Consider the following 23,010-nt stretch of genomic DNA (forward strand, 5'->3'; position numbering starts at 1 on the left):
AAGTGGACACGATGGTCTCAGGATGATCGGCTGTCTGCAAGATGGGTTGGCGGGACGCTTACTCATGACGCCCAACTCACGAGGTGTTCCGGCGAGCTGCAACGCTCAACCAAGTTGAACCGCAGCTTGGGTGCTGGTGCGAAGGATGCTGCGGCCTTGGAACGCTGCAGCGTTGCCGCAGCGCGAGGGGTGGACTGCCCACACCCGGCCAAGGCCTAAGCACTCGGTGTGGCGGATGCCAGCGCTGCACGCAACTCGGCGGCGCTGCGCTGCGCGGCGCCTTGGCCCTGCTGCAGCAAGGCGGCGCAGCCTTGGCGTGCGCGCTGCAGGGCGGCTGCGTCGTCGAGCCAGTGCCGGGTGGCGGGCAAGGCGGCGGCCATATCGGGCACGCGCAGCGCCGCGCCGCAGTGCAGCGCCTGCTCGGCGGCGTCGTGGAAGTTGTAGGTGTGCGGCCCCATGAGCACCGGGCAGCCGCAGGCCGCGGCCTCGATCAGGTTTTGGCCGCCCAGCGGCAAAAAGCTGCCGCCAAGCCAGGCCAAGTCAGCCATGGCGTAGTAGGCCTGCATCTCGCCCAGCGAATCGCCCAGCCAGACCTGGGCGCTGCGGGCGGCGGCGGAGGCCTCAAGCTCCTGCGCGGTTTCAAGGCCCTCGGGCCACTGGCTGCGCCGAAACACGCTCAGGCCTGCTTGCTGCAGCAGCGCGGCCACGGCGTCGAAGCGCTGCGGGTGGCGCGGCACCAGCAGCCACAGCGGGTCTTGGTGGTGGCTGGCGGGGGCTGCTGGCCCGGCAGCGCTGCGGTGGTCTTGGGCTGTGCCCAGCCAGCCAGCCTGAACCTGGCTGGGCGCCTGGCGCAGCGCCTGCAGCCACAGCGCCTCCTCGCCCTCGCGGCTGCTGGCGAGCATCACCACGCGCCGCCCGCCCAGCGCCGCGCGCCAGCGCCGCCCGCGCTCGATCTGCGCCGCATCCGGGGTGAGGTCGAACTTGAGGTTGCCCAGCACCTGCACCGCTACGGCCCCGAGCTGGCGCAGGCGCGCTGCGTCGGCCTCGGTTTGGGCCAGCACGGCGCTCAAACCGGCGTAGGCCGGGCGCATCAGGCAGCGCAGGCGCTGCGCGGCGCGCAGCGATTTTGGGTTCAGGCGCGCATTCACCAGGTACAGCGGCACGCCGTGGGCGCGGCAGCCCTGCACCCAGTGCGGCCAGACTTCGGTTTCGAGCAACACCCCCAGCGCGGGCCGGAACTGCTGCAAAAAGCGCTGCACCGCCGCCGGTGTGTCCCACGGCTGCCAGACTTGCAAGTCGCCCGGGCGCAGCAGCCTAGCCCCTTCGGCGCGGCCGGTGGCGGTGCCGTGGGTGAGCAGCAGGCGCATGCCCGGCACCTGCTCGCGCAGGGCGGCCAGCAGCAAGGCGGCGGCGCGGGTTTCGCCCAGCGACACGGCATGAATCCAGACCCAGCCGCTGGAGGGCTCCAGGCCTGGGTAGTGGCCAAAGCGCTGTTCCATGTGCTCCAAATAGCCCGGCTCGGCGCGGCCCCGGCGCCGGTGCCGCCGACGCACCCAGGGTTGCAGCAGCCGCATCAGCAGGCCATAAACGGCCAGCGCCATGCGCTCAAGCAGGCTCATGGGCGGCACGCCCTCAGCCCGCATCGAACAGGCTCTGATAGACGCGCCCGATCCCGGCCGCCTCTTGCGCCAGCGTGAAGGTGCTGTGTACGCGCTCGCGCGCCGCCTGCCCCAGCCGCAGCGCCGCCTGCGGGTCGCGCAGCACCTGCTGCACCGCCTGCGCCAAGCCAGCGGCGTCGCCGGTGTCCACCAGGTAGCCGTTTACGCCCGGCTGCACCAGTTCCTCGAAGGCGCCGGTGCGCGAGCACACCAGCGCGCAGCCGGTGGCGGCGGCCTCGAAGGGGGTGAGGCCAAAAGGCTCGTAGCGCGGGCAGGCCACGCACAGCAGGCAGCGCTGGTACCAGCGGTGCACCTCGCCCGCGGGCACCTCGCCCAAGAACACAATGCGCTGGCTCAGGCCGGCGGCGTCGATCTGGGCTTGCAGCGCGCGCTGGTAGGCCTGGTGCTGCGGTTGCGCCAGCCCGGCAATCACCGCCGTGACTTCGGGCAGGTGCGGCAGCGCCGCGATCATCGCCTGCACATACACGTCGGTGCCCTTGTCGGGCCGCACGCGGCCAAACACCCCGACGCCGTAGCGCCCCGGCAGGCCGGAGTCGGCCCAGGCGGTGAGCTTGTCGGGCGGCGGCGCAAAGCGCTGCAAGTCGATGCCATGTGGCACCACGGCGCTGGTGTTGGGCACGAAACTGGCCGCCTTGGGCGTGGTGGAAATGACCGCGTCCATGCGTGAGATCAGCCAGCGCGGAAACCAGCCGTGCCGGTGCTGCGCCGCCGAGGTAAAGACCAGCTTGATCGGCAGCCGCAGCACGTCGCGCGCCCACAGGCCGGCCAGCATTTCGGGGTCGCGCCGCACGTGCCAGATGCGAAAGCGCCGCCCCGGCGCGGCTTGGCGCGAGAGCGCGATCGCCTGCTTGAGCGTGAGCCCCGGCACGCCGTTGGAGAGCGGGGTGCCGCAGTAGGCCAGCGGCCACTGCTGCAACTGCAGCGGCACCAGCGCGTTCACGGTCGCCGAGACCCCGGTGTAGCGCTGCTTGAGGTTGAAGACGATGATTTCGGGGTTTGGGCTGGGTGTGCTCATGCTGTGAGGCGGTTGGGGGCGGTGGCAGACCGGGCGCAAACTGGGAAGATGGGTGCCAAGCAGGCCAAAGGCGCCTTCAATGCGCCGCCGCACCCACGGCGGCATCGGGTTTGACGCGCCGCAGCAGCGCCAGCATCTCGGCTTCAATGCGCGCCAGCGCCGCCGCCGTCTGGCCCTCGAAGCGCAGCACCAGCACCGGGGTGGTGTTGGAGGCGCGAATCAGGCCAAAGCCGTCGGGCCAATCGACGCGCAGGCCGTCGATGGTATTCACCTGGGCCGGTGCGGCAAAGCTGGCCAGCGCCTGCAATTCGGCCACCAGGCGGTGCGGCTCGCCCTCGGCGCAGGCCACGTTGAGCTCGGGTGTGGAGTGGCTGCTCGGCAATGCCTCCAGCACCGCCCCGGCGTTGGGCGAGCGGCTCAGGATTTCGAGCAGCCGCGCCCCGGCGTAGCTGCCGTCGTCGAAGCCAAACCAGCGCTCCTGGAAAAAAATGTGGCCGCTCATCTCGCCGCCCAAGGGCGAGGCCACTTCCTTCATCTTGGCCTTGATGAGCGAGTGGCCGGTCTTGTACATCAGCGGCAAGCCGCCCGCGGCGCTTATGGCGGGGGCCAGGCGCTGGCTGCATTTCACATCGTAGACAATGGTGCCGCCGGGCACGCGCGCCAGCACGTCTTGGGCAAAGAGCAGCATCTGCCGGTCTGGGTAGATGTTTTGCCCGCTCGGGGTGACGATGCCGAGCCGGTCGCCGTCGCCGTCGAAGGCGAGCCCGAGTTCGGCCCCGCTGCGCTGCACCGCCGCGATCAGGTCGCGCAGGTTTTCGGGCTTGGAGGGGTCTGGGTGGTGGTTGGGAAAATCCCCATCGACTTCGCTGTAGAGCTCGATCACCTCGCAACCGAGGGCGCGAAACAGGCCCGGCGCGCTGGCCCCGGCCACGCCGTTGCCGCTGTCGATCACGATTTTGAGCGGCCGCTGCAGCTTCACGTCGGCGACGATGCGCGCCACGTAGTCGGGCAGCACGTCGATGCGCTGCAGCGCGGCCATGGGGGCTGAATCAAGGGTGCTAGGGCTGGCCACCGCCGCATCCTCCATCGCCCGCCGCAGCGTTTGGATGTCCTCGCCGTAAATCGCGCGCCCGGCCAGCACCATCTTGAAGCCGTTGTGCTGCTTGGGGTTGTGGCTGCCCGTGACCTGGATGCCGCTGCGGCAGCGCGTGTGCGCGGCGTAGTAGAGCATGGGCGTGGTGGACAAGCCGATGTCGAGCACCGCCACCCCGGCCTGGCGCAGGCCCTCGGTCAGCGCCGCCGCCAGCTCGGGGCTGCTGCGCCGGCCATCGCGCCCGACCGCCACCGTGCCCTCGCCCAGCGCCAGCGCGCGCGCGCCAAATGCGCGCCCGAGTGCGCGCGCAAACGCTGGGTTGAGGGCCTCGGGGACGACGCCGCGAATGTCGTAGGCCTTGAAGGCGCTGGCGGGGAAAACAGGCATTTGAAGCATGGGGCACCAAGTGTGTAAGGGTGCCCCGATTGTAGGAAGCCTCAAGGCCTGCCCGCAGCCCCTGCTCAGCCGCCTCAGCCCTCGCGGCTGGCGCGTTTGCGCTCGTGCTCTTTCAGGAAGCGCTTGCGCAGGCGGATGCTCTTGGGGGTGATCTCGACCAGCTCGTCGTCTTCGATGAACTCGACCCCGTACTCGAGCGTGAGCTCGATCGGGGGTGTGATCTTGATTGCGTCTTCCTTGCCGCTGACGCGGAAGTTGGTGAGCTGCTTGGTGCGCGTGGCGTTGACGATCAGGTCGTTGTCGCGGCTGTGGATGCCCACGATCATGCCCTCATAGACCGGATCGTTGGGGCGCACGAACATGCGGCCGCGGTCGTCGAGCTTGCCCAGCGCGTAGGTGAAGATCTCGCCGTCGTCCATGCTGATGAGCACGCCGTTTTTGCGGCTGGCGATCTCGCCCTTGTGCGGCTCGTAGCCGTCAAAAATGTTGCTGATCAGGCCCGAGCCGCGCGTGAGGTTCAAAAATTCGTTGCTAAAGCCAATCAGGCCACGCGCCGGAATGCGGTATTCGAGCCGCACACGGCCACGGCCATCGGGCTCCATGTTCACCAGATCGCCCTTGCGCTCGCCCAGCGCCTGCATCACGCCGCCCTGGTGCTGTTCCTCGATGTCGGCTGTGACCAGCTCGATCGGCTCGTGGCGCTCGCCGCCCACGTCGCGAAACACCACACGCGGCTTGCTCACCGCCAGCTCGTAGCCTTCGCGGCGCATGTTTTCCAGCAAAATGGTCAGGTGCAGCTCGCCACGGCCCGAGACTTCAAAAATCCCGTCTTCGCTGGTCTCGCGCACGCGCAGCGCCACGTTGCTTTGCAGCTCTTTTTGCAGCCGATCCCAAATCTGGCGGCTGGTCACAAACTTGCCCTCGCGCCCGGCCAGCGGGCTGGTGTTGACGCAAAAGTTCATGGTCAAGGTGGGCTCATCGACGCGCAGCATGGGCAGCGGGCGCGGGTCGGCGGGGTCGGTCACGGTCACGCCGATGCCTAGGCTATCGAGCCCGTTGATGAGCACGATGTGGCCCGGCCCGGCCTCGGCGGTCTGCACCCGGTCCAGCCCCTGAAAGGTGAGCACCTGATTCACGCGGCCCTTGGCCGGCTTGCCCTCGGGGCCTTCATAGACCAGCACGTCCATGCCGGGGCGGATGCGGCCCGCGCTGATGCGCCCGACGCCAATGCGGCCGACGAAAGATGAGTAATCGAGCGCCGAAATCTGCAACTGCAGCGGGGCCTCGGGGTCGCCTTGGTGCGCCGGCACGTGTTGCAGCACGGTGTCGAACAGCGCGGACATATCCGCCCCCCACTGCTGCCCCGCTTCGCCTTCGGTGAGCGAAGACCAGCCGTTGATGCCCGAGGCATAGACCACAGGGAAATCGAGCTGCTCGTCGTTGGCGCCGAGCTTGTCGAACAGGTCGAAGGCGGCGTTGACGACCTTGTCGGGGTTGGCGCCGGGTTTATCGACCTTGTTGACGACCACGATCGGGCGCAGGCCCAGCGCCAGCGCCTTTTTGGTGACGAAGCGGGTTTGCGGCATCGGGCCTTCTTGGGCGTCGATGAGCAGCAGCACGCCATCGACCATCGAGAGCGCGCGCTCGACTTCGCCGCCAAAGTCGGCGTGGCCGGGGGTGTCCACGATGTTGATGTGGGTGCCTTTCCAGCTCACAGCGCAGTTTTTGGCCAAGATGGTGATGCCGCGCTCGCGCTCGATGGCGTTGCTGTCCATCACCGTATCGACCACTTTTTCGTGTTCGGCGAAGGTGCCGCTTTGGCGCAGCAGTTGATCGACCATGGTGGTTTTGCCGTGGTCAACGTGGGCGATGATGGCGATGTTGCGGATCGGAGTGCTCATGGCTGGTTTTGCAGTTGGATTTGTTGGATTTCGATCGGGCTCAACAAGCGCCCGGGTATGAGTTCGCCGCCCTGGATGTGGGCACTGCCCAGCAAGGCGGCGGCTTGGGGGTTGGCATCGGACGCTGCGGCCTCTTGGTCGGCATACACGGCCACGCGCTCGGTATCGGGCCACGGGCCACGGCGGCGCAAACCGGTGAGGAAGCGGGCTGCATTATCGCCATCGAGCGTGACGCGCTCGTGTCCGTCCAACAGCGCCTCCACGGGCAGCAGCGCGTGCAGACGCGCCTCCTCGGGCAAGGCTTCGAGCTGCTCCAGCGTCAGGCTGCGCTCCAGCCCCAGGCCGCCACTGCGCTCGCGCCGCAAGGCCGCCAAGTGCGCGCCGCAGCCCAGCGCGGCCCCGATGTCCTCGGCCAGGGTGCGGATGTAGGTGCCTTTGCTGCAGCGCACGCGCAGGCCCAGCGTGGGCTCGGGGCTGTGTAGGTCGAGCGCCAACAGCTCCAGCGCGAAAATGGTGACGCTGCGCGGCGCGCGCTCCACTTCCTGCCCGGCGCGGGCGTATTCGTACAGGGCCCTGCCCTGGTGCTTGAGCGCGCTGTGCATGGGCGGCACCTGGCTGATGGGGCCCAGAAAGCGCGCCAGCACCTGCTGCACCTGCTCGGGTGTGCAGGCCACGGGCCGGCGCTCCAGCACCTCACCTTCGGCGTCGCCGCTGCTCGTGCGCTGCCCTAAGCGCAGCGTGGCCGCATAGACCTTGTCGGCATCGAGCTGCAATTGGCTGAACTTGGTGGCGGCGCCAAAGCACAGCGGCAGCAGTCCGCTGGCGAGCGGGTCCAGGGTGCCGGTGTGGCCGGCTTTGTCGGCGCGCAGCAGCCACTTGGCGCGCTGCAGCGCCTGGTTGCTGGACAGGCCCAGCGCCTTGTCCAGCAGCAGCAGCCCGTGTACGGGGCGACGCTGCACCCGCGTGCGGGGCCCTTGGCCGCGTGCAGCAGGGGCGCCGCCGCCCTCCAAGGCAGCGTCGGCACCTTGGGGGGACCAGACGGCGCTCAATTCAGTCGCTTTCTTTGGAACGCGAGGCCACGGCCTGCGCGATCAGCGCGTTCATGTCGGCGGCGCGCTCGGGCGTGCGGTCGAACAAGAAATGCAGCGTGGGCACGGTGTGGATGTGCAGCCGCTTGAACAAGCCGTTGCGCAAAAACCCGGCCGCCTGGTTGAGTGCCTCCAGCGTCTGCTGCGCATTGCCCGTGAGCAGGCTGAAATACACGTTGGCGTGCGCGTAATCGGGCGTGAGCTCGATTGCTTGCAGCGTGACCAAGCCCACGCGCGGGTCTTTCAACTCGCGCGCGATCAGCTCGCTTAGGTCGCGCTGAATTTGGTCGGCGACCTTGAAGCTGCGGTTGGAAGGGGCTTTTTTGCTTGGCATGGCTTGCTGCGTGGCAATCAGAGTGTACGCGCCACTTCCTTGATTTCAAACACTTCCAGCGTGTCGCCTTCTTTGATGTCGTTGTAGTTTTTGAGCTTGATGCCGCACTCGAAGCCTTCCTTGACCTCGCGCACATCGTCCTTCATGCGCTTCAAGGATTCGATCTCGCCGGTGTAGATCACCACGTTGTCGCGCAGCAGGCGGAAATGCGCGCTGCGCGTGATGTGGCCGCTGGTGACCATGGAGCCGGCCACGGTGCCGATCTTGGAGGCCACGAACACGGTGCGAATTTCGGCGGTGCCGATGATTTCCTCGCGTTTTTCCGGTGCCAGCATGCCCGACATGGCGGCCTTGAGCTCATCGACCGCGTCGTAGATGATGTTGTAGTAGTGCAGATCGACGCCAGTGGCCTCGGCTTGCTTGCGCGCACCCACGTCGGCGCGCACGTTGAAGCCGATCACGATCGCCTTGGAGGCAATCGCTAAGTTGACGTCGGACTCGCTGATCGCGCCCACGCCGGCATAGACCAGTTGCACCCGCACCTCGTCGGTCGAGAGCTTGAGCAGCGAGGTGGCCAGCGCCTCTTGCGAGCCCTGCACGTCGGACTTGATGATGATGGGCAGGGTCTGCACCTCGCCCGCCTGCATGTCGGCAAACATGTTTTCCAGCTTGGCCGCCTGCTGTTTGGCCAGCTTGGTGGAGCGGAACTTGCCGGCGCGGTAGGTAGCGATCTCGCGCGCACGGCGCTCGTCGGCCAGCACCAAAAACTCGTCGCCAGCGCGCGGCACCTCGGACAAGCCCTGAATTTCAACCGGTATTGAAGGCCCGGCCTCCTTGGTGGAGCGGCCGTTTTCGTCCAGCATGGCGCGCACCCGGCCCGAGGTCTGGCCAGCCAGCACCACATCACCCACCTTGAGCGTGCCCGACTGCACCAGCACCGTGGCCACGGCACCGCGGCCTTTGTCGAGCCGGGCTTCGATCACCAGGCCCTTGGCGTTGGCTTCCACCGGGGCCTTGAGCTCCAGCACCTCGGCTTGCAGCAGCACCTGCTCCAGCAGCGCGTCGATGCCCATGCCGGTTTTGGACGACACCGCCACAAAGGGCGAATCGCCGCCGAATTCTTCGGGCACCACCTGCTCGGCCACCAGCCCGGCCTTGACGCGCTCCAGGTTGGCCTCGGGCTTGTCGGCCTTGGTCAGGGCCACCACGATCGGCACATTGGCCGCTTTGGCGTGCTTGATGGCCTCTTTGGTCTGCGGCATCACGCCGTCGTCGGCGGCGCAGACCAAGATCACCACGTCGGTGGCCTGGGCACCGCGGGCACGCATGGCCGTGAAGGCCTCGTGGCCGGGGGTGTCGAGGAAGGTCACCATGCCGCGCGGGGTTTCTACGTGGTAGGCCCCGATGTGCTGCGTGATGCCACCCGCTTCGCCCGCCGCCACCTTGGTGCGCCGAATGTAGTCGAGCAGCGAGGTCTTGCCGTGGTCCACGTGACCCATGACCGTGACCACGGGCGCACGCGGCCGGCTTTCGGCCTGCTGTTGCGCGGTTTCTTCTTCGGTGAAGGCCTCTGGGTCGTCGAGCGCTGCGGCCACCGCCTGGTGCCCCAGTTCTTCGACCACAATCATGGCCGTGTCTTGGTCCAGCGACTGGTTGATGGTGACCATCTGGCCCAGCTTCATCAACTGCTTGATGACCTCGGACGACTTGAGCGCCATCTTGTGCGCCAATTCGGCCACGGTGATGGTCTCGGGCACGTGCACCTCGATCACCTTGGCCTCGGACTGGGCCGAATCAAAGCCGTGTGAACGCTCGTCGCGGCCACCGGCCCCGCGCCGTCCACTGCCCTTGTTGCCGCCACGCCAGGCGGTGCCGCTCGAACGCACCGCGCTGGTGTTGCCACCACGGCCTTTGATTTCTTTTTTCTTGGCCGCCTCGTCCTTCCAGGTGGAGGACAGGGCTTCGGATTTGACTTCTTTTTTGCCCGCCCCCGCAGCCGCTGCACCTGGCGTGGCGGGTTTGGCCGCGCCCGGTTTGGCCGGTGCCGGCGTGCCAGCAGGCTTGTGCAGCGTGCCTTTCAGACCGGGCTTGGCCTCGGCAGCCGGGGCTGGCTTGGGTTCTTCGGGTTTTTTGGCCAGCAGCACCTTCTTGGGGGCAGCCATCATGTCGCGGATCGCCTGCGCCTCGGCCAGCGCTTTTTGGCGGCGCTGATCGAGGTCGAGGGCGCGTTGTTCGTCCACCAGCCGCTGCGCAGCGGCCTTCTCAGTGGCCAACTCGGCGGCTTGCTTGCTCGCCAATTCGGCGGCTTGCTTAGCGGCCGCCTGCTCTGCAGCTTGTTTGGCGGCCAGCTCGGCGGCCGGCGCAGCGGCCGACTCGGGCAGCGGCGCCGTGGCAGGCTTGGCACCGCGTTGGCGGCTCTGTTGCACCTCTTGCTCGGCACGCGCCCGCTGCAACGCCAATTGGCGCTGGCGTTCCAACTCAAGGGCAGCCTGCTGCTCTTGGGCTTCGCGCTCCTGTTGCTGCTGTCGCTCCAAGCGCTGGCGCGCCAGCTCTTCTTCTTGGAGCCGAATTTGCTCGGCCTGATGGCGCGCCTGCTCTTCAAGCCGCTCCAGCTCGGCCTGCTGTGCCTGGTGCGAGATCGCCTCGGCGGCCTCCTCGTCCACCTCGGGGGCCGGCAGCTCTGCCGCGCTCGGGCTGCCAACCGGCTCGTCGTCGCGGCGCACAAAAGTGCGCTTCTTGCGCACCTCAACCTGGATCGTGCGCGCCCGCCCCGATGCGTCGGCCTGCTTGATCTCGCTGGTCGATTTTTTGGTCAGGGTGATTTTTTTGCGCTCGGCGCTGGCGGTGCCGTGGCTGGCCTGCAGGAAACCGAGCAAGCGCTGCTTGTCAGAGTCCGAAATCGGGTCGGCGCCGGACTGCTTCAACACCCCGGCACTCCCGAGTTGCTCCAACAGCAAGGCCGTGGGCTGGTTGAGTTCGGCAGCAAAGTCTGCGACGGTTTTACTGGTCATGTGTTCGGTTCTCCGTGTCGCTGGCCGTCTTAGGACTGCGAACTTGGCGCTGGGTCCTGATCGGTGGTGAACCAGTGCTGGCGCGCGCGCATGATCAATGCGGTCGCCTCTTCGGCACCCAGTCCGGTGATTTCGATTAGCTCATCGGTGGCCAAGTCGGCCAAGTCGTCGAGGTTGTGCACGCCGGCGGCGGCCAGTTGGGCCATCAGCTCGGGGTTGAGGCCCTCAAGGTCGCGCAAATCGCGCACGGCGTCTTCTACCCGCTCTTCTTTGGCGATTTCCAGCGTCAGCAAGGCGTTTTTGGCCCGTGCGCGCAGTTCGTGCACGGTGTCCTCGTCGAAGGCCTCGATTTCCAGCATCTCTTGCAGCGGCACGTAGGCCACTTCTTCGAGGCTGGCAAAGCCCTCGGCGATCAGGATGTCGGCCATCTCTTGGTCGACGTCGAGCTTGGCCATGAACAGGGCGCGGATGGCGTCGGACTCCTGCGCCTGCTTGGCCGAGGATTCCTCGGCCGTCATGATGTTGATCTTCCAGCCGGTCAGGTCGGCCGCCAGGCGCACGTTCTGGCCGCCGCGGCCAATCGCAATCGCCAGGTTTTCTTCGTCGACCACCACATCCATGGCGTGGCGCTCTTCGTCCACCACGATCGACTGCACATTGGCTGGCGCCAGCGCACCGATCACAAACTGCGCCGGGTCTTCGCTCCACAGCACGATATCGACCCGCTCGCCAGCGAGCTCGTTGGTCACGGCATTGACGCGCGAGCCGCGCATGCCGACGCAGGTGCCGATCGGGTCGATGCGCTTGTCGTAGGACTTGACGGCAATCTTGGCGCGCGAACCGGGGTCGCGGGCGCAGGATTTGATCTCCAGCAGCCCCTGCTCGATCTCGGGCACCTCTTGGCGAAACAGCTCGATCATGAACTCGGGCGCGGAACGCGAGAGCAAAATTGGGGCCCCGCGCAGCGTCAGGTCCACTTCCATGATCATGGCGCGCACGCGGTCGGCGCTGCGCAGGTTTTCCTTGGGGATCATTTCGGAGCGCTTGAGTCGGCCTTCCACGCGCCCGCTCTCCACGATCACATCGCCCTTGTCGAGGCGCTTGACAGTGCCGACAAAAATCTTGTCGCCCCGGCTCATGAAGTCGTTGAGCAGCATTTCACGCTCGGCGTCGCGGATGCGCTGCAAAATCACTTGCTTGGCCGCCATGGCGCCGATGCGCCCCACGGGCAAGGACTCGATCTGCTGCTCAATGTATTCACCCACCGCAATGCCGGGCCGCTCTTCGGCCACGTCGGAATAGAGCTCTTCGGCGTCGGGGTTTTGCAGGCCGGCCTCATCGGGCACCACCAGCCAGCGGCGGAAGGTGTCGTAGGCGCCGGTGTCGGGGTTGACGCTGACGCGGATGTCCACCTCGCCCTTGTACAACTTCTTGGTGGCCGAGGCCAAGGCGGATTCGACCGCGCTCAGCACCACGCTGCGCTCAACGTTTTTTTCGCGTGAAATGGCGTCAATCAGCATCAACATTTCGCGGTTCATATTTCAGTCTGCCTTTGCAATTTGGTTTCCACCTTGGGCGGCGGAGGGTGCGGCCGGCGCGCTAGCGCTGCGACCCTTGAAGTTGACGATCGGCGCCAGCCGTGCCTCGCGCAGCTCATCGAGCGCAAAACCGAGCACCTGCAAGGGCGCAGGCTGGGCTTTTTTGCTCACGGGCTGACCCGGTTTGCGCACCGGCTCATCGCGCCAAACGATCTGCCAGTGGCTGGCGGCGGTGGTTGGTGCACCCTCGGCCACCGCCTCGGGTGCTGCGGCGCGCTCGAGCGTGCCGCGAAATTTTTTGCGGCTGGCCGCCACCGCCACCCCACCCTGCGCCGCTGCAGCCCCAATGGGCTGCTTGAGCGTGACATCGATCACCGAACCGATAAAGCGCTCAAAATCGGCGGCGTGGCGCAGCGGCCGGTCGATGCCGGGCGAGCCCACTTCGAGCCGCTTGTAGTCCACCGCCTCGACTTCGAGCAGCAGCTGCAACTGGCGCGTGACGCGCTCGCAGTCTTCTACGGTGATGGAGCGCTCGGGTGCGCCATCGGCCCCCACCCACGGCCAGTCGATGGTGACGCGCAGCAAGCCCCCGGCGGATCGTTCCAGATCCACCAGATCGAATCCCATCCCGGTGACGGTTTGTTCTATGCTTTGCTGCCAGCTCATGTGTGTGGTGTTGGGCCCTGATGCGTTTGGTGCCGAACCAAAAAAAAAGGGCCGGTAAAAACCCGCCCAATTGGTCGTGAAGCCTTGCATTGTAGCACCCCGTAGGCTGCTGAGCAAATTTTTTTGCTCAGGCACCTCGAAGCGGTGCCGGCGGCGCATACAATACGCAGCTTAGTCGGAGCGTAGCGCAGCCTGGTAGCGCATCTGCTTTGGGAGCAGAGGGTCGCGAGTTCGAATCCCGCCGCTCCGACCATTTCATTTCACACCCTGTGCCAGCCCATCAGCCAGCGCAGCGGCCCTAGCTGCCCCACAAGCTCGATAGCGGGGCCGCCCAGAGTCCATCCCCCAAGGGCATCGTCTCGATCCCATCGTACAGCAAGACGCCCATCTTCAGTTGGCCACCTGCAAGGCCCGCCAGCTTCTTGAGTCCACGAAGATCGCCTTCCTTGACGGTGGCTGCAGCCTTGACCTCCACCCCTACCAACTGCCCAGCGGCATTTTCGATCACGAAATCGACCTCGAACTTGTCCGCGTCCCGGTAGTACAGCAGGCGATAGTCGCCATCTGCCGTGCTCGTGTGCTTGAGCAGCTCTCCAAAAACAAAGGTCTCCAGCGCGTTGCCAAAGCGCGTGCGGTCCCGGTGCACCTCCTCGGCGCTCAGATCAAGCAAGGCCGCCAGCAAGCCGGAATCGAGGAACTGCAGCTTGGAGGTCTTGACCACACGGCTCAGGCGGTTGCGTGCCCAGACCTCGATCCGCTTGAGCAGGTACATCTGCTCGAATACGCCGACGTAACGCGCAGCGGTCTTGCCGTCCAACCCAACTTGGCCGCCGAGCTGGGAGTAATTGCACATCTGGCCTGCCGTCTGCGCCAAGGCACGCAGGAATCGCGGCAACTGGTCGCGCACACCAGCGTTGTCTTGCCAGCCTGCCGAGGGCCTGCCAACAACACGACCGGCGTGTCCAGCAGCGCTTCAGCAATGCGGGGTTCGATCCGACGTTGGTAAAAGGCGGCCATGTTCATGCGGCCATGGTATCGTAAATTTCGGAATCACAGGACGTAAATTACGGAACCATTGAGCGTGAACGACGGAATGCCAGAGCAGCTTGCGCTCAAAACAAAACCCCCGCACAGAAACTCTGCCGGGGGTTGTGCGCAAGGACCGATGGTGGGTGATGCAGGGTTTGAACCTGCGACCCCTGCCGTGTGAAGGCAGTGCTCTACCGCTGAGCTAATCACCCATCAAGCCGGAAATTATAGCCCGATTTTTGCAATCCGGCGCAAGACACACGCCCTGGGCTGCAAAAATTTGCACCCTTAGGCGGGCATGGGCTGCAGCTTGCGCCACACGGTTTTGCCCTTGCTGGCCTGGTCCAGATCGAGCAGCAGCGCCTCATGGGCTTGCCGCTCTTGCACGTTGGCGCACAGCAGCGGCAGTGCCAGGTGCGACCAGTCGCTGGCCGATGCGGCATGGGTTGGGGAGGGGCCATGAGCTGGACCGGACGGTTGGCCGTTGGATTGGCCACCGCTGCCAGCCGGGCCAAGGTCGAGCTCCATCAGCAGCGAATCTTGTCCGCGTGTGAGGCAGATATAGACCTCGGCCAGCAGCTCGGCGTCGAGCAACGCACCGTGCAGGTTGCGGCTGGAGTTGTCCACCCCGAGCCGCTCGCACAGGGCGTCGAGCCCGTTGCGCTTGCCCGGGTACATTTCCTTGGCCATGAGCAGGGTGTCGATCACGCCGCCGGCCAGTTGGCGCGTGGGGCCGTGGCCCAGGCGCTGCCATTCGGCGTCCAAAAAGCCGATATCGAAGGGGGCGTTGTGGATGATGAGTTCGGCGCCGGCCAGGTAGTCGAGCAAATCGGCGGCCACTTCGGAAAACTTGGGTTTGTCGGCCAAAAATTCGAGCGAGATGCCGTGTACGCGCTGCGCCTCGGCGTGGATTTCGCGCTCGGGGTTGAGGTAGTAGTGGCGGTTGTTGCCGCTGGGCTTGCGGCCGAGCAGCTCGATGCAGCCGATTTCGATGATGCGGTCGCCGTTGGCGGGCGACAGGCCGGTGGTTTCGGTGTCGAGGACGATTTGGCGCATGGTGGTGCTGGCGGCCCTAGGGCTTTCAGTGGTTTTCGCGCGCGTGGTTGATGGTGTAGCGCGGAATTTCCACCGTCAAATCCTGCCGAGCTAGCCGCACCTGGCAGCTCAGGCGCGACTGCGGCTTGACGCCCCAGGCTTTGTCGAGCAGGTCTTCTTCTTCTTCGCTGGCGGGCTCTAGGGTGGCAAAGCCCTGGCGCACGATCACGTGGCAGGTGGTGCAAGCGCAGCTCATGTCGCAAGCGTGCTCGATGGCCACGCCGTGGTCGAGCAAGGCCTCGCACAGGGTGCTGCCGCTCAGGCCCTCGAGCGTGCGCCCGTCGGGGCAGAGTTCGGGGTGGGGCAATACGGTAAGGGTCGGCATAGGGGGCGCTGCGGTTTAGAACTGGTCGATATTTTGCCCGGCCAGGGCGGTGGCGATGCTGCGGTTCATGCGCCGGGCGGCAAATTCTTCACAGCCTTCGGCCAGCGCCTCGGTGGCGGCGTCGAGCGCGGCGGCGTCGTCTTGCAGCTTGGCCTGCGCCTGCGCCTGCAGCAGCGCTTCGATTGCGGCGCGCTCCTCGGGGCGCAGCAGCTCGCCGTCGGCGGCCAGGGCGCTGCGGGTGGCGGCGGCCATGCGCTCGGCCTCGACCTGGGCTTCGCGCAAGGCGCGCGCGCGCATGTCTTGCTCGGCGCTGGCGTTGCCCTCTTGCAGCATGGCGGCGATCTGCTCGTCGCTCAGGCCATAAGAGGGCTTGACCTCGATGTGCGCCTCGACCCCGCTGCTTTGCTCGCGCGCGCTCACGCTCAGCAGCCCGTCGGCGTCGATGTGGAAGGTGACGCGGATGCGCGCCGCCCCGGCCACCATGGGTGGGATGCCGCGCAGCTCGAAGCGCGCCAGGCTGCGGCAGTCGGGCACCAGGTCGCGCTCACCTTGCAGCACGTGCAGCGCCAGCGCGGTCTGGCCGTCTTGGTAGGTGGTGAAGTCTTGCGCCAGCGCGGCCGGCAGCGGGGTGTTGCGCGGCACGATGCGCTCGACCAACCCGCCCATGGTCTCTAGGCCGAGCGAGAGCGGCGTGACGTCGAGCAGCAGCCAGTCTTCGCCGTTGGCGGGGTGGCCGGCCAGTTGCTGCGCCTGCAGCGCCGCACCCAGAGCCACCACTTCGTCTGGGTTCAGGTCGGTGAGCGGGGGGCGTCCGAAAAATTCGGCCACCGCTTGGCGCAGCGCCGGCATGCGGGTGGCACCACCGACCAGCACCACGCCCTGCACCTCGGTCACCGAAACGCGCGCGTCGCGCAGCACGCGCCGCACGGTGGCCAAGGTCTGGCTGGTCAGGGCAGCGGTGGCGGCGTCGAAATCGGCGCGGCTGATCTGCCACTGCTGCGCCCGCCCCTGCAGCGTGGCGGCCAAAGGCAGGGTCTGCGCCGCATCGTCCAGCCCCGAGAGCGCCTCTTTGACGCGCCGCGCCTCGGCCAGCAAAGTGGCGCGCTCGGCCAGCGGCAGATCGCTGGCGTGGCAAGCCAGCCCGGAGCGCGCCAGCAGCGCGTCGGCCAGGGCACGGTCGTAGTCGTCGCCGCCCAAGGCCGAATCGCCACCGGTGGCCAGCACCTCGAACACGCCGCGGCTCAGGCGCAGCAAGGACACATCGAAGGTGCCACCGCCGAGGTCGAACACCAGATACAGCCCTTCGGCCGCTTGGTCGAGCCCGTAGGCCAGCGCCGCAGCGGTGGGTTCGTTGAGCAGGCGCAGCACCTTGAGGCCGGCCAGTTGCGCCGCGTCTTTGGTGGCCTGGCGCTGGGCGTCGTCAAAATAGGCTGGCACGGTGATCACGGCGCCGTACAGGTCGGCGTCGAAGCTGTCTTCGGCGCGCTGGCGCAAGGCGGCCAAGATCTCGGCGCTCACTTCCACCGGGCTTTTGTCGCCGGCCACGGTGCGCAGCGCGGCCATGCCCACGCCATCGACCACGGTGTAGGGCAAGCGGCCCAGCACGCCGCTGGCGGCCAGGTCGGCGCGGGTGCGCCCCATCAGGCGCTTGACCGAGCTGATGGTGTTGGCCGGGTCCTGCGTTTGCGCCTGCAGCGCCTCCCAGCCGATCTGGCGGCCTGCGCCTGGGTGGGTAGCAGGCAGGTAGCGCACCACGCTGGGCAGCAGCACCCGGCCTTGCTCGTCGGGCAGGCATTCGTTGTGGCCGTGGCGCAGCGCCGCCACCAGCGAGTGGGTGGTGCCCAGGTCGATGCCCACGGCGATGCGCCGCTGGTGCGGATCCGGCGCTTGGCCGGGCTCGGAAATTTGCAACAAGGCCATATCTAGGGGAGGGTCAAAAACGGTCTAGGCGTTCGTGCAGTTGCTGCTCGAAGCGCTCGATGAACAAGAGCGCACGCACCTGCTGTGCGGCGGCGCGGGCGTCGCGCTGCGAGTCGATGGCGGCTTCGAGTGCGGCCAGCCGCTGCGCCCGCTCGGCGTCGAGTTCGGCTTGCAGCGGCAGCAGATCGGGCGCGCCGGCGGCCTCGGCCAGCGCCTCGCGCCATTGCATTTGCTGCATCAAAAATTCGGCCGGCATGGCGGTGTTGACGTGCGCCTCCACGCTCTGGCCCTGCAGCTCGCACCAGTAGGCGCCGCGCTTGAGTGGGTCTTTGAGGCGCTGGTAGCCTTCGTTGATGCGCACCGACCACTGCAGCGCCACCCGCTGCGCCGCCGCCCCTTGGGCCGCGTGGCGGTCTGGGTGCGCCTGGCGCTGCAACTGCTTCCAGCGCTGCTCCAGCTCGGCGCGATCGAGCGCAAAGCCGGGCGGCAGGCCAAACAGGGCAAAGTCGTTGGCGCGCAGGTCGGGCGGCCCAACCGGGGCGGAGCCCGGCGCGGCATTGCCTACGGCGTGCGGCGCCTCAGACCCGGAACGATTCACCACAGCCGCAGCGGTCGCGCTCGTTGGGGTTGCTGAACTTGAAGCCTTCATTGAGGCCCTCGCGCACGAAATCGAGCACGGTGCCGTTGAGGTAGGGCAGGCTTTTGGGCTCGATCAGCACCTGCACGCCTTGGCTCTCGAACACCACGTCGTCGGGGGCGACGGCGTCGGCGTATTCCAGCTTGTAGGCCAGGCCGGAGCAGCCGGTGGTTTTGACACCCAGCCGCACCCCCACGCCCTTGCCGCGTCGGGCCAGGTATTTGTGCACGTGCTTGGCGGCGGCTTCGGTTACCGTGACGCTCATGGACTCAAACCTTCAAAATCGGCACCGTTTTAGTGGGCCAGTTGGGCGGATGGGGCGGCAGCGGCAGATGGGGCAGCTTTGGCGTGCTTTTGCCGGTAGTCATCGACCGCCGCCTTGATGGCGTCTTCGGCCAAAATGGAGCAGTGGATTTTCACCGGCGGCAGCGCCAGTTCTTCGGCGATCTGGCTGTTTTTGATCTGCGTCGCTTGCTCGAGCGACTTGCCCTTGACCCATTCGGTGATGAGCGAGCTCGAGGCAATGGCCGAGCCACAGCCGTAGGTTTTGAAGCGCGCGTCCTCGATCAGGCCGGTGGCCGGGTTGACCTTGATCTGCAGCTTCATCACGTCGCCGCAGGCCGGGGCGCCGACCATGCCGGTGCCGACGGTGTCGTCACCCTTGTCAAAGCCGCCCACGTTGCGCGGGTGTTCGTAGTGGTCGATGACCTTGTCGCTGTATGCCATGGGGTTCTCCTGTCAAATTGCCGCGGGCGCTGTCAGTGCGCGGCCCACTGGATGGTGGACAAATCGATGCCCTCTTGGTACATCTCCCACAGCGGGGAGAGTTCGCGCAGCTTGGCCACGTTATCGCGGATCGACTGCACGGCATAGTCGATCTCGGCCTCGGTGGTCCAGCGCCCGATCGTCATGCGCAGGCTGCTGTGGGCCAGTTCGTCGCTGCGGCCCAAGGCGCGCAGCACGTAGCTGGGCTCGAGGCTGGCCGAGGTGCAAGCCGAACCGCTGGAAACCGCCAGCCCCTTGATGCCCATGATGAGCGATTCGCCCTCGACGTAGTTGAAGCTCATGTTCAGGTTGTGCGGCACGCGCCGGGTCGGGTGCCCGTTCACGAACACCTGCTCGATGCCCGATAGGCCATTGAACAGGCGCTGGTGCAAGGCGCGGATGCGCGGCAGTTCGGTGGCCATTTCGGCCTGCGCGATGGCGTAGGCCGCGCCCATGCCGACGATCTGGTGCGTGGGCAAGGTGCCCGAGCGCATGCCGCGCTCGTGGCCGCCGCCGTGCATCTGGGCTTCGATGCGCACACGCGGTTTGCGCCGCACGTAGAGCGCCCCGACGCCCTTGGGGCCGTAGGTTTTGTGGGCGGTCAGGCTCATCAGGTCAACCGGCAACTGCTGCAGGTTCACCTCCACCCGGCCGGTGGCCTGCGCCGCGTCCACGTGCAGCAGCACGCCGCGCTCGCGGCAGATGGCACCGATGGCGGCGATGTCTTGAATGACGCCGATTTCGTTGTTGACGAACATCACCGAGGCCAAAATGGTGTCGGGCCGCAGCGCGGCGGCGAAGGCCTCGAGGTCGAGCAGGCCGTCGGGCTGCACATCGAGGTAGGTGACTTCAAAACCCTCGCGCTCCAACTGGCGGCAGGTGTCGAGCACCGCCTTGTGCTCGGTCTTGAGCGTGACCAGGTGCCGGCCCTTGTCGCGGTAAAAATGCGCCGCGCCCTTGAGCGCCAGGTTGTTGGACTCGGTGGCGCCGCTGGTCCAGACGATTTCGCGTGGGTCGGCCCCTATCAGCGCCGCCACCTGCTCACGCGCTTGCTCAACCGCGCGTTCGGCCTCCCAGCCCCAAGCGTGGCTGCGCGAGGCCGGGTTGCCAAAGTGCTCGTAGAGCCACGGCACCATCAAGTCGACCACGCGCGGGTCGCAGGGGTTGGTGGCGCTGTAGTCGAGGTAGATGGGAAAGTGCGGGGTCATGCTTATTTTCCTGCTGCGATGCCCAGGGCAAAAACCGAGTTGGGCGCGTTGACACGGATGGGTTTGAGCACCGGCGCGCTCGAAATCGCGCGCTTGAGCGAAGGCGCGGCCTCGATCACCATGCCTTTTGCGAGTTGTTCGTCAACCAGTTTTTGCAAGGTCACGGAATCGAGGAAATCGACCATTTTCGCATTCAGAGCGGTCCACAACTCGTGCGTCATGCAGCGCTCACCCTCACCGTGGCAGTTCTCTTTGCCGGCGCACTGGGTGGCGTCGATCGGCTCATCGACCGAGACGATGATGTCGGCCACCGTGATGTCGCTGGCCTTGCGCCCCAAGGTGTAGCCGCCGCCGGGGCCGCGGGTGGATTCGACCAGGTTGTGGCGGCGCAGCTTGCCAAACAACTGCTCCAAGTAGGAGAGCGAAATCTGCTGACGCTGGCTGATGGCCGCCAGCGTGACAGGCCCGCCGGCCTGGCGCAGCGCCAAGTCGATCATGGCGGTGACGGCGAACCGTCCTTTGGTGGTGAGGCGCATGGTGCAATCCTTGAGATGTTGTTGAGTACACCCTCTCGTGGCTGGCTGACTCGCTGTGTGGCGAACCACACGGGCGGGCTTTTTTGCCGACAGCCTTTGTTTGCACCGAGTATACCCAATATCCGACTCTTTTGCTTGGTCTTAAAGCACCCAAGGGTATTGGGCCATTGCTCAGCCGGGCGGCGCCGTGTCCAGCGCCTCGGGTGTGAGGGTGCGAAAGATTGGAAAGATAAATTCGACCCCGGTTCCGGGCTTGGCGTTGAAAAACCGCAGCTCGGCCCCGAGCTTGCCGGCGCGGGCCCGCAAATTGCCCAATCCGCGCTGCTGCACCTGTCTGGCCTGTTGGCGCTGCAAGCCCACGCCGTCGTCGGTCACGCTCAGGTAGACGTGCGCCTCGTCGTGGCGCGTGCGCACGCACACGCGGCGCGCCTGGGCGTGTTTGACCACATTGGCAAAAATCTCTTGCATGCAGCGAAACAGGTGCATCACGCCCTGGGCATCCAAAGACGCCAGCGTGGGCACGTCTTGCACCTGCCAGTCGAGTTCGATCCCGGCCGCCACCAGGGCGGGCTCGACGCGCTGGCGGAAGGTGCCCAAGATGGTGGCCAAGTCGCCCTCCATCGGCTCCAGCGAATCGAGCATCAGGCGCAGTTCATCGAGCGCGTGGTGAATCATGGATTCGACCGATTGCGCGTCCAGCCTGCCCCCTTGGCTGCGCACCATGTTGAGGGTCTGCACCAGTTGGCTGCCCAGGCCGTCGTGCATGTCGCGCATCAGGCGCCGGCGCTCGCCCTCGATGGCGCGCTGCTGCTCGGAGGCGCGCAGTTGCTCGAAGGCCTGGCGCAACTCGGCCTCGCGTTTGGCCACCGTGCCGGCCAGCGACTGGTTGAGGCGGTACACCTCGCGCGTGGAGGCGGTGGCGCGCTGCGCCAGCACCCAGCTCAAGGTAAAGAGCAAGGCCAGGCTGCCCAGCGAAGTCCAGCGCAGGTCGGCGTCACCGGGGAAGTTGAGCTGCACCACCAAAAAATCGCGCACGCCGGTGGCCAGCGTAAACGCCGCCACCAACAGCACCAGGATTTGATCGGCGTCGAAGGCACCGCGCCGGCGCGCCTTGAGCAGCAGCCACAGCAGCGCAATGGCTCCGCAAGCGGCCAAGGCACCGGCCCAGAGGCGGTAAAAATCGTAATTTTGCGTATGCAGCGTCCAAGCCAGCCAGAGCGGACCAAAGGCAATCAAAAACCAGGCCAGTCCGCGCACGAGGCGGTCGCGAAAGGCCATCAGCTCGGCCACGAACAGCAGGAAAAACCCCACGTACCAGGTAAAGGCGAGCCGGTGCAAATAAAAGTACCAGCCATAGCTCAGCACCGGTTCGAGCGAAACCGACAGGGCCAGCCGCACGGTGTGCGCCAGCGCCGCCAGCGCCATCAGCAAAAACAGGCGCTCATGCAAGATGCGCCACAGGTGCAGCGAGAGCAGGCCCATCAGCAGCGAGCTGATGAGCATCATCCAAGTGCCCTTGACCTGCCAGACTTCGAGCACCTGGTGGCGCTCGAACAAGGTGCCGTGGTAGCCGATTTGCAAGGGCCACAAACCGCTGCGCTCCAGCAACTGGCCCTGCACCTGGATGTGTATCGTGTTGTGTTGCGGATTGGGCTGCAGCAGGGCCGGTGGCAGGCTCACCAGGTAGGGAAACCAGGCGCTCAAGATGTTGCGCTCGGGCGCGGCGTACCAGCCGACCTGGTAGATTTCTTGGCCATTGAGCAGCACCCGAAAGCGCGTGCCCACGCGCGGCAGCAGCAGCGCCAGCCGGGTTTGGGCGGGGTCGTCGTAGTGCAGTTCAGGGGGCCAGTCGAGCCGGTAGTCCACCTGGCCCCACCAAGCCGCGGGTTGGTCGTCCAGAATGTGCGGCAAAACCACCGGCTGCGGCGGCTCGTGCGGCTGCTGCGGCAGGCTGGCCAGCGCCTGGCGCAGGGTCACGGCGCCTTCGGGGGCGGTTGGCCGCGAGACGCTGTGCAGCGCCCACAGCAAACCCAGCAGCAACAGCGCCACCCAGACGTAGTGCGGAACCCGCCCAGCGCTGTGCTCGGGCAGTGGCGGCACCGGTGGCAAGCCCCTCACAACAGCCCCCGCTCCTGCGCCGCGCGCACCACCTGCACCCGGGTGTGCACCGCCAGCTTGCGGTACAGGTTTTTGATGTGCGTGCTGACGGTGGCGATGCCGATGCCGAGTCGGGCGGCGATTTCTTTGTTCACATAGCCTTGCGCCACCAGCTTGAGCACCTCGGTTTCGCGCTCCGACAGCGCCGGTATGGCGGCCCCGTTCTCCGCCCACTGCGCCGGGGCGTTGTTGCGCAATTGCTTGAGCAACAAGCGCGCCAGCAGGGGCGAAATGGGGGCCCCACCCTCGCGGATTTGTTCGATGGCCTCGATCAGCTCGGTGGCGTTGCAGCCCTTGAGCACATAGCCGGTGGCCCCGGATTGCAGGGCGTTGATGAGGCGCGACTCGTCGCCAAAGACGGTGAACACCAGCAGCTCGGCCTCGGGCTTGGTCAGGGCCAGCAGGCGCAGCATGTCTTCGCCGCGGCCATCGGGCAGGCCCAGATCGACCAAATACACATCGGCCAGGCTGTTGGGGGCCATGATGCGGGCATGGGCAAAGGTCTCGGAATGCCCGACCAGGCGCCAATCGGGCCGCAGCGCCAGCGCGTGCTGCACAAAGTGCAACACGGTGCGGTCGTCTTCGATCAGGTAGAGGCGCGTGATGCTGGGCATGCT

At 66.5% G+C, this 23,010-nt stretch carries 20 protein-coding genes and 2 tRNA genes; 1 reads left to right on the top strand and 21 read right to left on the bottom strand.

Annotated elements, in window-relative coordinates; all coding sequences use genetic code 11:
- Positions 1-215 precede the first annotated feature (215 nt).
- The 9 genes from SRAH_RS10350 to SRAH_RS10390 all read right to left on the bottom strand — a co-directional run bounded on the left by SRAH_RS10350 (position 216) and on the right by SRAH_RS10390 (position 12,721).
- Positions 216-1,619, bottom strand: a complete 1,404-nt coding sequence (locus SRAH_RS10350) for a 3-deoxy-D-manno-octulosonic acid transferase (protein ID WP_045477218.1) — start codon at positions 1,617-1,619, stop codon at positions 216-218.
- Positions 1,620-1,632: 13 nt separating this feature from the next.
- Entirely contained in the window at positions 1,633-2,694 is a 1,062-nt protein-coding gene (locus SRAH_RS10355) for a glycosyltransferase family 4 protein (protein WP_029463275.1), read from the bottom strand.
- A gap of 76 nt (positions 2,695-2,770) precedes the next feature.
- A complete protein-coding gene (locus SRAH_RS10360; protein WP_029463276.1) occupies positions 2,771-4,174 on the bottom strand; it encodes a phosphomannomutase/phosphoglucomutase in 1,404 nt (467 codons plus the stop codon).
- 83 nt (positions 4,175-4,257) lie between these two features.
- Positions 4,258-6,084 carry a translational GTPase TypA gene (gene typA, locus SRAH_RS10365; protein ID WP_029463277.1) on the bottom strand — a complete coding sequence of 609 codons (1,827 nt, stop codon included), beginning with the start codon at positions 6,082-6,084 and terminating at the stop codon, positions 4,258-4,260.
- Positions 6,081-7,094 carry a tRNA pseudouridine(55) synthase TruB gene (gene truB / locus SRAH_RS10370; RefSeq protein ID WP_045477221.1) on the bottom strand — a complete coding sequence of 338 codons (1,014 nt, stop codon included), beginning with the start codon at positions 7,092-7,094 and terminating at the stop codon, positions 6,081-6,083. The genes typA and truB overlap by 4 nt, the downstream gene beginning before the upstream one ends.
- A gap of 40 nt (positions 7,095-7,134) precedes the next feature.
- Positions 7,135-7,506: a 30S ribosome-binding factor RbfA gene (rbfA, locus tag SRAH_RS10375; RefSeq protein ID WP_029463279.1), complete on the bottom strand. Its 372-nt coding sequence runs from the start codon at positions 7,504-7,506 to the stop codon at positions 7,135-7,137.
- 17 nt (positions 7,507-7,523) lie between these two features.
- Positions 7,524-10,517 carry a translation initiation factor IF-2 gene (gene infB, locus SRAH_RS10380; protein WP_029463280.1) on the bottom strand — a complete coding sequence of 998 codons (2,994 nt, stop codon included), beginning with the start codon at positions 10,515-10,517 and terminating at the stop codon, positions 7,524-7,526.
- Positions 10,518-10,546: 29 nt separating this feature from the next.
- On the bottom strand, positions 10,547-12,055 hold the full coding sequence (gene nusA / locus SRAH_RS10385; RefSeq protein ID WP_029463281.1) for a transcription termination factor NusA: 1,509 nt from the start codon (positions 12,053-12,055) through the stop codon (positions 10,547-10,549).
- Between the two features lie 3 nt (positions 12,056-12,058).
- The gene (locus tag SRAH_RS10390; RefSeq protein ID WP_045477223.1) at positions 12,059-12,721 is read right to left on the bottom strand and encodes an LSm family protein; all 663 of its coding nucleotides are present in this window, start codon (positions 12,719-12,721) and stop codon (positions 12,059-12,061) included.
- Positions 12,722-12,897: 176 nt separating this feature from the next.
- Here SRAH_RS10390 and SRAH_RS10395 point away from each other — a divergent pair.
- A tRNA-Pro gene (locus SRAH_RS10395) sits at positions 12,898-12,974 on the top strand.
- Between the two features lie 45 nt (positions 12,975-13,019).
- Here the strand turns inward: SRAH_RS10395 and SRAH_RS10400 are convergent.
- The 12 genes from SRAH_RS10400 to SRAH_RS10455 all read right to left on the bottom strand — a co-directional run bounded on the left by SRAH_RS10400 (position 13,020) and on the right by SRAH_RS10455 (position 23,007).
- Entirely contained in the window at positions 13,020-13,628 is a 609-nt protein-coding gene (locus SRAH_RS10400; protein WP_232841042.1) for an ATP-binding protein, read from the bottom strand.
- A gap of 259 nt (positions 13,629-13,887) precedes the next feature.
- Positions 13,888-13,962: transfer RNA gene (locus tag SRAH_RS10405), tRNA-Val, on the bottom strand.
- Between the two features lie 76 nt (positions 13,963-14,038).
- The gene (gene dnaQ, locus SRAH_RS10410) at positions 14,039-14,806 is read right to left on the bottom strand and encodes a DNA polymerase III subunit epsilon (protein ID WP_029463284.1); all 768 of its coding nucleotides are present in this window, start codon (positions 14,804-14,806) and stop codon (positions 14,039-14,041) included.
- A 25-nt stretch (positions 14,807-14,831) separates the two neighbouring features.
- The gene (gene fdx / locus SRAH_RS10415) at positions 14,832-15,170 is read right to left on the bottom strand and encodes an ISC system 2Fe-2S type ferredoxin (protein ID WP_029463285.1); all 339 of its coding nucleotides are present in this window, start codon (positions 15,168-15,170) and stop codon (positions 14,832-14,834) included.
- Positions 15,171-15,185: 15 nt separating this feature from the next.
- Positions 15,186-17,090 (bottom strand): Fe-S protein assembly chaperone HscA, encoded by a 1,905-nt coding sequence (hscA, locus tag SRAH_RS10420; protein WP_029463286.1) that lies wholly within the window; start codon positions 17,088-17,090, stop codon positions 15,186-15,188.
- 13 nt (positions 17,091-17,103) lie between these two features.
- A complete protein-coding gene (hscB, locus tag SRAH_RS10425; protein WP_029463287.1) occupies positions 17,104-17,610 on the bottom strand; it encodes a Fe-S protein assembly co-chaperone HscB in 507 nt (168 codons plus the stop codon).
- Between the two features lie 58 nt (positions 17,611-17,668).
- On the bottom strand, positions 17,669-17,992 hold the full coding sequence (iscA, locus tag SRAH_RS10430; RefSeq protein WP_029463288.1) for an iron-sulfur cluster assembly protein IscA: 324 nt from the start codon (positions 17,990-17,992) through the stop codon (positions 17,669-17,671).
- Positions 17,993-18,021: 29 nt separating this feature from the next.
- The gene (iscU, locus tag SRAH_RS10435; protein ID WP_029463289.1) at positions 18,022-18,453 is read right to left on the bottom strand and encodes a Fe-S cluster assembly scaffold IscU; all 432 of its coding nucleotides are present in this window, start codon (positions 18,451-18,453) and stop codon (positions 18,022-18,024) included.
- 32 nt (positions 18,454-18,485) lie between these two features.
- A complete protein-coding gene (locus tag SRAH_RS10440; RefSeq protein ID WP_029463290.1) occupies positions 18,486-19,706 on the bottom strand; it encodes an IscS subfamily cysteine desulfurase in 1,221 nt (406 codons plus the stop codon).
- Positions 19,703-20,236 carry a Fe-S cluster assembly transcriptional regulator IscR gene (gene iscR, locus SRAH_RS10445; protein WP_029463291.1) on the bottom strand — a complete coding sequence of 178 codons (534 nt, stop codon included), beginning with the start codon at positions 20,234-20,236 and terminating at the stop codon, positions 19,703-19,705. Before iscR ends, SRAH_RS10440 begins: the two co-directional genes overlap by 4 nt.
- Before the next feature lie 171 nt (positions 20,237-20,407).
- Entirely contained in the window at positions 20,408-22,354 is a 1,947-nt protein-coding gene (locus SRAH_RS10450; protein WP_149028976.1) for a sensor histidine kinase, read from the bottom strand.
- Positions 22,351-23,007: a LuxR C-terminal-related transcriptional regulator gene (locus tag SRAH_RS10455; RefSeq protein ID WP_029463293.1), complete on the bottom strand. Its 657-nt coding sequence runs from the start codon at positions 23,005-23,007 to the stop codon at positions 22,351-22,353. The genes SRAH_RS10450 and SRAH_RS10455 overlap by 4 nt, the downstream gene beginning before the upstream one ends.
- Between the last annotated feature and the right edge of the window lie 3 nt (positions 23,008-23,010).

The organism is Serpentinimonas barnesii (assembly GCF_000696225.1).
Lineage (GTDB): Bacteria > Pseudomonadota > Gammaproteobacteria > Burkholderiales > Burkholderiaceae_C > Serpentinimonas > Serpentinimonas barnesii.

Excerpts from the sequence above, each read along its gene's own strand:
- SRAH_RS10350 (WP_045477218.1), bottom strand. The coding sequence starts at position 1,619 with ATGAGCCTGCTTGAGCGCATGGCGCTGGCCGTTTATGGCCTGCTGATG.
- SRAH_RS10355 (WP_029463275.1), bottom strand. The coding sequence starts at position 2,694 with ATGAGCACACCCAGCCCAAACCCCGAAATCATCGTCTTCAACCTCAAG.
- SRAH_RS10360 (WP_029463276.1), bottom strand. The coding sequence starts at position 4,174 with ATGCCTGTTTTCCCCGCCAGCGCCTTCAAGGCCTACGACATTCGCGGC.
- typA (WP_029463277.1), bottom strand. The coding sequence starts at position 6,084 with ATGAGCACTCCGATCCGCAACATCGCCATCATCGCCCACGTTGACCAC.
- rbfA (WP_029463279.1), bottom strand. The coding sequence starts at position 7,506 with ATGCCAAGCAAAAAAGCCCCTTCCAACCGCAGCTTCAAGGTCGCCGAC.
- infB (WP_029463280.1), bottom strand. The coding sequence starts at position 10,517 with ATGACCAGTAAAACCGTCGCAGACTTTGCTGCCGAACTCAACCAGCCC.
- nusA (WP_029463281.1), bottom strand. The coding sequence starts at position 12,055 with ATGAACCGCGAAATGTTGATGCTGATTGACGCCATTTCACGCGAAAAA.
- SRAH_RS10390 (WP_045477223.1), bottom strand. The coding sequence starts at position 12,721 with ATGAGCTGGCAGCAAAGCATAGAACAAACCGTCACCGGGATGGGATTC.
- dnaQ (WP_029463284.1), bottom strand. The coding sequence starts at position 14,806 with ATGCGCCAAATCGTCCTCGACACCGAAACCACCGGCCTGTCGCCCGCC.
- fdx (WP_029463285.1), bottom strand. The coding sequence starts at position 15,170 with ATGCCGACCCTTACCGTATTGCCCCACCCCGAACTCTGCCCCGACGGG.
- hscA (WP_029463286.1), bottom strand. The coding sequence starts at position 17,090 with ATGGCCTTGTTGCAAATTTCCGAGCCCGGCCAAGCGCCGGATCCGCAC.
- iscA (WP_029463288.1), bottom strand. The coding sequence starts at position 17,992 with ATGAGCGTCACGGTAACCGAAGCCGCCGCCAAGCACGTGCACAAATAC.
- iscU (WP_029463289.1), bottom strand. The coding sequence starts at position 18,453 with ATGGCATACAGCGACAAGGTCATCGACCACTACGAACACCCGCGCAAC.
- iscR (WP_029463291.1), bottom strand. The coding sequence starts at position 20,236 with ATGCGCCTCACCACCAAAGGACGGTTCGCCGTCACCGCCATGATCGAC.
- SRAH_RS10455 (WP_029463293.1), bottom strand. The coding sequence starts at position 23,007 with ATGCCCAGCATCACGCGCCTCTACCTGATCGAAGACGACCGCACCGTG.